6 protein-coding genes, 1 tRNA gene and 1 pseudogene are annotated in these 7,036 nt (G+C 58.6%); 5 read left to right on the forward strand and 3 right to left on the reverse strand.

Annotated elements, in window-relative coordinates:
* Positions 1-3: 3 nt before the first annotated feature.
* Both E3W21_RS08340 and E3W21_RS31130 read right to left on the reverse strand, forming a co-directional pair.
* Positions 4-1,008 carry an NADP-dependent oxidoreductase gene (locus E3W21_RS08340; protein ID WP_129437508.1) on the reverse strand — a complete coding sequence of 335 codons (1,005 nt, stop codon included), beginning with the start codon at positions 1,006-1,008 and terminating at the stop codon, positions 4-6.
* On the reverse strand, positions 1,005-1,142 hold the full coding sequence (locus tag E3W21_RS31130) for a hypothetical protein (RefSeq protein ID WP_165353229.1): 138 nt from the start codon (positions 1,140-1,142) through the stop codon (positions 1,005-1,007). Before E3W21_RS31130 ends, E3W21_RS08340 begins: the two co-directional genes overlap by 4 nt.
* 101 nt (positions 1,143-1,243) lie before the next feature.
* On the opposite strand from E3W21_RS31130, the gene E3W21_RS08345 reads away from it, so the two are divergent.
* The 4 genes and pseudogenes from E3W21_RS08345 (at position 1,244) to E3W21_RS32300 (ending at position 5,654) form a co-directional block, all read left to right on the forward strand.
* Positions 1,244-2,005: an SDR family oxidoreductase gene (locus tag E3W21_RS08345; protein WP_046054395.1), complete on the forward strand. Its 762-nt coding sequence runs from the start codon at positions 1,244-1,246 to the stop codon at positions 2,003-2,005.
* A gap of 184 nt (positions 2,006-2,189) precedes the next feature.
* Complete coding sequence (locus E3W21_RS08350) at positions 2,190-3,581, forward strand: PLP-dependent aminotransferase family protein (RefSeq protein WP_134419066.1); 1,392 nt, start codon at positions 2,190-2,192, stop codon at positions 3,579-3,581.
* A gap of 987 nt (positions 3,582-4,568) precedes the next feature.
* Positions 4,569-4,793, forward strand: a pseudogene (locus E3W21_RS32295) (HAMP domain-containing protein); the annotation flags it as partial.
* A complete protein-coding gene (locus E3W21_RS32300) occupies positions 4,791-5,654 on the forward strand; it encodes a methyl-accepting chemotaxis protein (protein ID WP_371927057.1) in 864 nt (287 codons plus the stop codon). The pseudogene E3W21_RS32295 and the gene E3W21_RS32300, both read left to right, overlap by 3 nt.
* Positions 5,655-5,807: 153 nt before the next feature.
* Here the strand turns inward: E3W21_RS32300 and E3W21_RS08360 are convergent, their stop codons facing one another.
* On the reverse strand, positions 5,808-6,566 hold the full coding sequence (locus E3W21_RS08360) for a hypothetical protein (RefSeq protein ID WP_033053231.1): 759 nt from the start codon (positions 6,564-6,566) through the stop codon (positions 5,808-5,810).
* A gap of 393 nt (positions 6,567-6,959) precedes the next feature.
* On the opposite strand from E3W21_RS08360, the gene E3W21_RS08365 reads away from it, so the two are divergent.
* Positions 6,960-7,035, forward strand: a tRNA-Glu gene (locus E3W21_RS08365).
* The last annotated feature ends 1 nt before the right edge of the window (position 7,036 follow it).

A 7,036-nucleotide genomic window follows, 5' to 3' on the forward strand; every position in this document is an offset into this window, starting at 1 on the left:
GCGTTAAACCTTCAGCACCAACTTCCCGAAATTCTCGCCGCTGAACAACTTCATCAGCGTCTCCGGGAACGTCTCCAGTCCTTCAACAATATCTTCCTTGCTCTTGAGCTGCCCCTTGGCCATCCAGCCGGCCATTTCCTGTCCGGCGGCGGCGAACTGTGCTGCATAGTCCATCACCACAAAACCTTCCATCCGCGCGCGGTTGACCAGCAACGCCAGGTAGTTGGCCGGGCCTTTGACCGCTTCCTTGTTGTTGTACTGGCTGATGGCGCCACAGATCACCACCCGCGCTTTCATGGCCAGGCGACTCAACACCGCGTCGAGGATATCGCCGCCGACGTTATCGAAATACACATCGACACCTTTCGGACATTCGCGCTTGAGACCGGCGTGGACGTCTTCGTTTTTGTAATCGATGGCACCGTCAAAACCCAGTTCGTCGATCAGGAACTGGCACTTGTCCGCGCCCCCGGCAATGCCGACTACCCGGCAACCTTTGATCTTGGCGATCTGCCCGGCAATGCTGCCCACCGCACCCGCAGCACCTGACAACACCACGGTGTCACCCGCCTTAGGCGCGCCGACATCGAGCAGGGCGAAATAGGCGGTCATCCCGGTCATGCCCAGCGCCGACAGATAGCGCGGCAGAGGCGCCAGTTTCGGATCGACCTTGTAGAAACCTCGTGGCTCGCCGAGGAAGTAATCCTGCACCCCCAAGGCACCGTTGACGTAGTCCCCGACCGCGAAACCCGGATTATTCGAGGCAACGACTTTGCCTACGCCCAATGCGCGCATGACTTCGCCGATACCGACCGGCGGGATGTAGGACTTGCCCTCGTTCATCCAGCCACGCATGGCGGGGTCCAGGGACAGGTATTCGTTTTTGACCAGGATCTGCCCCGCAGCCGGTTCGCCGACCGGTACTTCTTGATAGGTGAAGGTCTCGCGGGTCGCCGCGCCCACCGGACGTTTGGCGAGCAGGAACTGGCGATTGGTCTGGGTAGTCATGACAGGCACTCAAGATGAATGAAGACTTGTTGATAGACCTTCATGGTCGATGCCGCAAGTTTGGCTGATGCGGCGAATGCATATCGATCCAGTGCAGTGATAGTCGAACCGGCGGTTTTATCACTGTCACTCATGGGCACCCAACCGGCCTTCTGATAGTGCTGCCGCGCTGCAGGCCCTTGTGGCTAGATTGCGAATACGCGATCCCCCGCATCTTCTCTTCGAGGACATAACAATGAGCATGACGTTTTCTGGCCAGGTCGCCGTGGTGACGGGCGCCGCCAATGGCATTGGCCGCGCGACCGCCCAGGCATTCGCTGCTGAAGGCTTGAAAGTGGTAGTGGCCGACCTGGATGCGGCGGGTGGTGAGGGCACGGTGGCGCTGATTCGTACCGCTGGCGGTGAAGCCACCTTCGTGCGCTGCAACGTCACGCTGGAAAGCGATGTAAAAAATCTGATGGACGAGGTGGTCAATACCTACGGCCGTCTCGACTATGCCTTCAACAATGCCGGCATCGAGATCGAGAAAGGCAAACTGGCCGAAGGCACGGTCGACGAGTTCGACGCGATCATGGGCGTCAACGTCAAAGGCGTCTGGTTGTGCATGAAGTACCAGTTGCCCTTACTGCTGGCCCAGGGCGGCGGTGCAATCGTCAATACCGCTTCGGTAGCCGGCCTCGGGGCTGCGCCGAAGATGAGCATTTACGCGGCGTCGAAACATGCGGTGATCGGCCTGACCAAATCGGCAGCCATCGAATACGCCAAGAAAAAGATTCGGGTGAACGCGGTGTGTCCGGCAGTGATCGACACCGACATGTTCCGCCGTGCCTATGAAGCCGACCCGAAGAAAGGCGAGTTCGCCAATGCCATGCACCCGGTTGGGCGCATCGGCAAGGTCGAGGAAATCGCCAGCGCGGTGCTGTACCTGTGCAGTGACGGCGCAGCGTTCACCACAGGGCATTCACTGGCGGTGGACGGTGGCGTCACGGCGTTCTGAAACCAGGCACTGCAACGTAGGAAAAAACCCGCATTTGTGCGGGTTTTTTTTCGGTTCCTTAAAGGTGCCGGACAATGTGTTTCAAATGGTTAGAACCGATGGTTTTAGCGGCGTTGTCGCACAGCTGATTGACCGCTCCTGTGATTAACTGTTTCCCGCAAAACGGACAGGAGTTTGCTTGCTCATGGAGTTGAGAATCGATCGACAGGCATTGGTGCCGGTCGTACAGCAAATCGTCGACGCGCTAGCCTGCTGGCTTTGCCGTGGCGAGGTGCCACCGGGGACGCGTTTGCCTTCCGTGCGGCAAATCGCCCGGATCAATTTGCTCAGTCAGTCCAGCGTCGTTGAGGCCTGTGAGCGTCTGGTGGCTCAAGGGGTGCTGGCGTCGCATCATGGCGCCGGTTTCATTGTCGCCATGCCAGCGCTGGCCGCTCAGGGGCAACAGGATTGCCCCTGGTTCGAGGGGGCAGAAAAGAAGCAGTGCGGCACTTCGGGCGAACTCAAACTGGGGTGTGGCGGACTGCCCGAGAGCTGGCGCGAAACTGACGACCTGAGCTACGCGATCCGCCAGGTCTGCCGCACCGACATGGCCGGTCTGTTCAACTACAGCACGCCACTGGGCCTGCCAGCCTTGCGCCAGCAGATCCACAAGCGCCTGAAACAGCTCGATATCCTGGTGGAGGAAAGTCGGATCCTGACAACGGCGGGGGCCAGTCAGGGGCTGGACCTGATCGTGCGGACCTTGTTCAAGCCGGGTGATTGCGTGGTGGTGGAGAATCCCGGTTATTCCTTGCTGTTCGACCTGCTCAGGCTGCACGGTGTCAGCATGATCGAGGTGCCGCGAACCCCGCGCGGGCCGGACATTGAAGCGCTTGAGGCGCTGCTGGTTAAGTACAGACCTTGCGGGATCTTCATCAATAGCTTCTATCACAATCCCACTGGCAGCAGCCTGGCGCCGGCGGTGGCGCAGCGTGTTCTGCAACTGGCCAAAACCTATGGCCTTCTGGTAATCGAGGATGACGTCTATGCGGATTTGCACAGCGGCCCCGGTACGCGCCTCGCTGCGTTGGGTATCGATGACAACGTGATCTACGTCGGCAGCTACTCCAAAACCCTCAGCAGTTCGTTGCGGGTCGGTTTTGTAGTGGCCGGCGCCGGGGTTATTTCGCAGCTGGCCGAGGTCAAAATGATCAGCAGCATGGGCGCTTCACGGTTTTGCGAGTCGGTGCTGGCAAGCCTTTTAGCCAGCGGTGCCTACCGCAAATTGGTCCAGCGCCAGCGCCAGCGTTTGAGCAATGACAGGGAGGCTGCGTTGCAAGTGCTTGAAGACGCCGAATGGGAGGTTTTCGGTAAGCCGGTTGGAGGCCTGTTCATCTGGGCGCGATCGCGGATGTCCGACTACGCTCAGGTGCGCAAACAAGCCCAGCGCTTCGGTGTCCTGTTGTCTTCTTCGACGGCATTCAGTCCCACCGCAGAGGCCAGTGACTGGCAGCGTATCAATGTGGCCTATGCCTGTGATCCGCGAGCCCGGGCGTTTTTTCAGGCCACCGCTCTGGATCGACCTCAAGCGTTCTGAAAACGACGTAAGCGTAGCTTTTTGCCATTATTCCGACGCCAGAGACTTGTGTTGATACAGGCCCGTTGCGAATCTGCGTTAACAGACTATGTCAGGGGACTAAGTGCAATGATTTCGGCCGTGCAAGGACGTTTTGCCAACCTCGGTATGGCGAAAAAACTGGGTGTCGGGTTTGTACTGGTGCTGCTGTTGACAGCCTTGGTGGCGGCCATCGGCGTATGGTCCTTGCAAACCATCAGCCAGCGCTTCGACGGGCTCAAGCAGATGTCGTCGCTCAACAGCGGTTTGCTCAAGGTGAGACTGCTTGAGCAGGAATACGCCTTGCACGGCAACCCGAAAACCGCCGATGCCCTGCACGAGGGCGTTGACGGCCTGATCGCCCTGGCAACCCAACTGAAAACGGCGTCTGCGGCCAACGTGCCGGTGATGGATGACGTCGAGCAGTCCTTGGGGGCTTACCGCAAGGCCTTTGACGAGTTCGTTTCGCTCAGCCAGGCCAAGGACCTGGCGCTGGAGATGGCCAGTTGGTCAGTGTCCAGCGTGGCCAATAATCTTGACGTGTTGCAGGCCGGGCTGGCCGATGATGGCGCTTATGCCTTGAAGGAATCCGAAGGCAAGGACGGGGGGCAGTTTATCGAGCAGGCCAATCAGGTCAGCCAGGTGTCACGGTTGATGTTGCAAGCCATGAACGAAGCACGTGTGCGCCTGGACCTGAGCCGCAAGGGCGACGACAGCGCAGGGCAGGGCAAGATCGAGCAGGCCGACCAGGCACTGACCCAGGCCGAGCAACTGAAAACCACGGTCAAGGATGAGGGTTACCAGACGGTCCTCAATGAAGTGGTCGGGCACATTGGCGGATTCAGCGAAAAACTGGCCGAGTACACGGGCCTGCTGGCGCAGGAAAAAACCGTTTATGAGCAACTCCATCAGCGCGCCGCTCAGGTGGTGGAGCGGGTGGATCAGGCCTATGTCGCCGAAGACCAGTCGATGCAGGCAGAGCTGAAAAAGAACTCGCTGCTGATCATCGGTTCCTCGGCGCTGGCGCTGCTGGTCGGGCTGATTGCGGCCTGGGTGATTACCCGGTTGATCGTGGCACCGCTGCGCAGTGTGATCCGTGTTGCTCAACAGATTGCCTCTGGCGATTTGAGTGCGGCGGTTGAAGTGACCCGTCGTGATGAGATCGGGCAGCTGATGCAGGCCATGCAGCAGATGGGCGCAGGGCTTAGCAGTATTGTCAGCGGTTTGCAGGCGGGTATCGAACAGTTGGCCAGTTCAGCGCAGTCACTGTCGGCGGTGACCGAGCAGACCAATCTTGAAGTCAGCAGCCAGAAGGAAGAAACCGAACAGGTCGCTACCGCGATGAATCAGATGACCGCCACCGTGCACGACGTTGCGCGTAACGCGGAGGAAGCCGCTCAGGCGGCGCAGACGGCGGACGGCAAGGTTGAAAGTGGTCAGCAGGTGGTGCGCCAGAGCATGGCGCGGATCGAGCAGTTGGCGAATTCAGCCACCTCGGCCAGTTCGAGCATCGAAAGTTTGAGTGCGGAAATCCAGAACATCGGCACAGTGCTGAGCGTCATCAAGAGTGTGGCTGAACAGACCAATCTGTTGGCCCTCAACGCCGCGATCGAGGCGGCTCGAGCCGGCGAGCAGGGCAGGGGCTTTGCGGTAGTCGCCGATGAAGTGCGGGCCCTGGCCAAGCGTACTCAACAATCGACCGAGGAGATTGAACGACTGGTGAGCGCCTTGCGTTCGGCGGCTCAGTCTTCTGTTCAGCAAATTCAGAACAGTGGCGAGCTGGTGAAGCTGGCGGTGAGTGATGCGTTGCAGACTGAGAGTGCGCTGGGGAGTATTGCAGCAGCAGTGTCTTTGATTCAGCAGATGAACCAGCAGATTGCAGCGGCTGCCGAGGAGCAGAGTTCGGTGGCTGAGGAGATTAATCGCAGTGTCACGAGTATTCGGGCCAGTGCGGATCAGTCTTCGTTGGCGATGCAGGGGAATGCGGCTTCCAGTATTGAGTTGGCGCAGTTGGGGGTTGAGTTGAAGGGGATGGTGGGGCACTTTCGGCTTTGAGGCGTACACCTATCAACTGTGGGAGCCGGGCTTGTCGGGTCGCCGCATCGCCGCGATGGCGGCCTGACAGTCGACCTATCCTTCCTGGGTGTACACGCCAAACTCAACGCAAAAAAAAGCCACCTGTTTAGGTGGCTTTTCTGCTTTTTGTGATCAGTCGTAGATCACTTTTTTCTTCCAGTCCGCATCGGCCTCGACGTCTTTGAGGCCTTCGGTCAGCTGGTTCACTTCGCCTTCTACCGGGGCGATGTTGTCCATGACTTGTGCGTTGGCGCGAGCCAGGAGTTTTTCCAGGTATTCCAGTTGTTCGGCGTAGACCTGCGGTTCCTGTTGTTTGCGCAGGTATTGCACGCCGCGTTCGAATGCCAGGCGGGCCTGGCCGGGCTGGTTCTGTTGCAGGGCATGCTGGCCGAGGTTGTTGAAGAACTCGATGTGCAGCAGGACCAGGATGTGGCGAACTTCGCGGATCCAGCGTTTGGCTTCGTTGGTTGGCAGGAAGCCGTCCTGTGCGGCGCGGGTGATTTGGCCGTGCAGGGCTTCGAGCAGGAAACGTACGTCCTTGGCTTTGGCTTCGGTCTGTATCGGTGCGGGCGGGTTGTTGACCGGGATCGATTCGCCCTGGCCGACCAAGGCGCTTAGTTCGCCAATCCGTGCCTTGAGGTTGGAGCTGGTTTTTTCCAGATTGAGCAGGCGTTGGCAGACGTTCAATTCCAGGCGGGTCAACAGCAGCTTGAGGCCCGGTGTCATCAATTGGCCGGGAAAGGTCTCGGTGATTTCGCCGCAACGACGTAGACGATCGTTGAGCTCAACTTTGGCGCGGGCCTTTTCCAGCTTATTGTTTTCCACCACATGGTTCATGTAGCCAATGGCGATCAATAGTGCGATCCCGGCTACGACTAGCAGGGTGATCATGAGTGGTGTCACCGGTAAGACCTCTTTATGGGGTTCGCGTGCGAGTGTAGTGGCTTGGCATTGGGACGCATAGCGCCACTCAGCGAGTTGAATCGGCTACTGCACTGCCTGTATCGGCCGCGTTCCTGCTTATATAAGTAATAGCGTGCGAGGTGCACATTGCCATCATCTTTGGCGTGGGTGGACTATAACGTCTTGGCGGGTGTCAGAATATAGGCGTCAAACCCCGGGCGATGGAAAAGCCCGATTAGTGTCTGAAAGCGGGGCGAAGTCATTGATTTAAATAAATTTATATCTGGGGGTTGACGACCCCTCAATCCATCCATAGAATGCGCGCCACTTACAGCGTAAAGCACACAGCGAAACGCGGTAGGGAGTGAATGTTGTACGTGTGTCCCCTTCGTCTAGTGGCCTAGGACACCGCCCTTTCACGGCGGTAACAGGGGTTCGAGTCCCCTAGGGGACGCCAT

It is taken from the genome of Pseudomonas sp. F01002, assembly GCF_004402115.1.
Lineage (GTDB): Bacteria > Pseudomonadota > Gammaproteobacteria > Pseudomonadales > Pseudomonadaceae > Aquipseudomonas > Aquipseudomonas frigoris.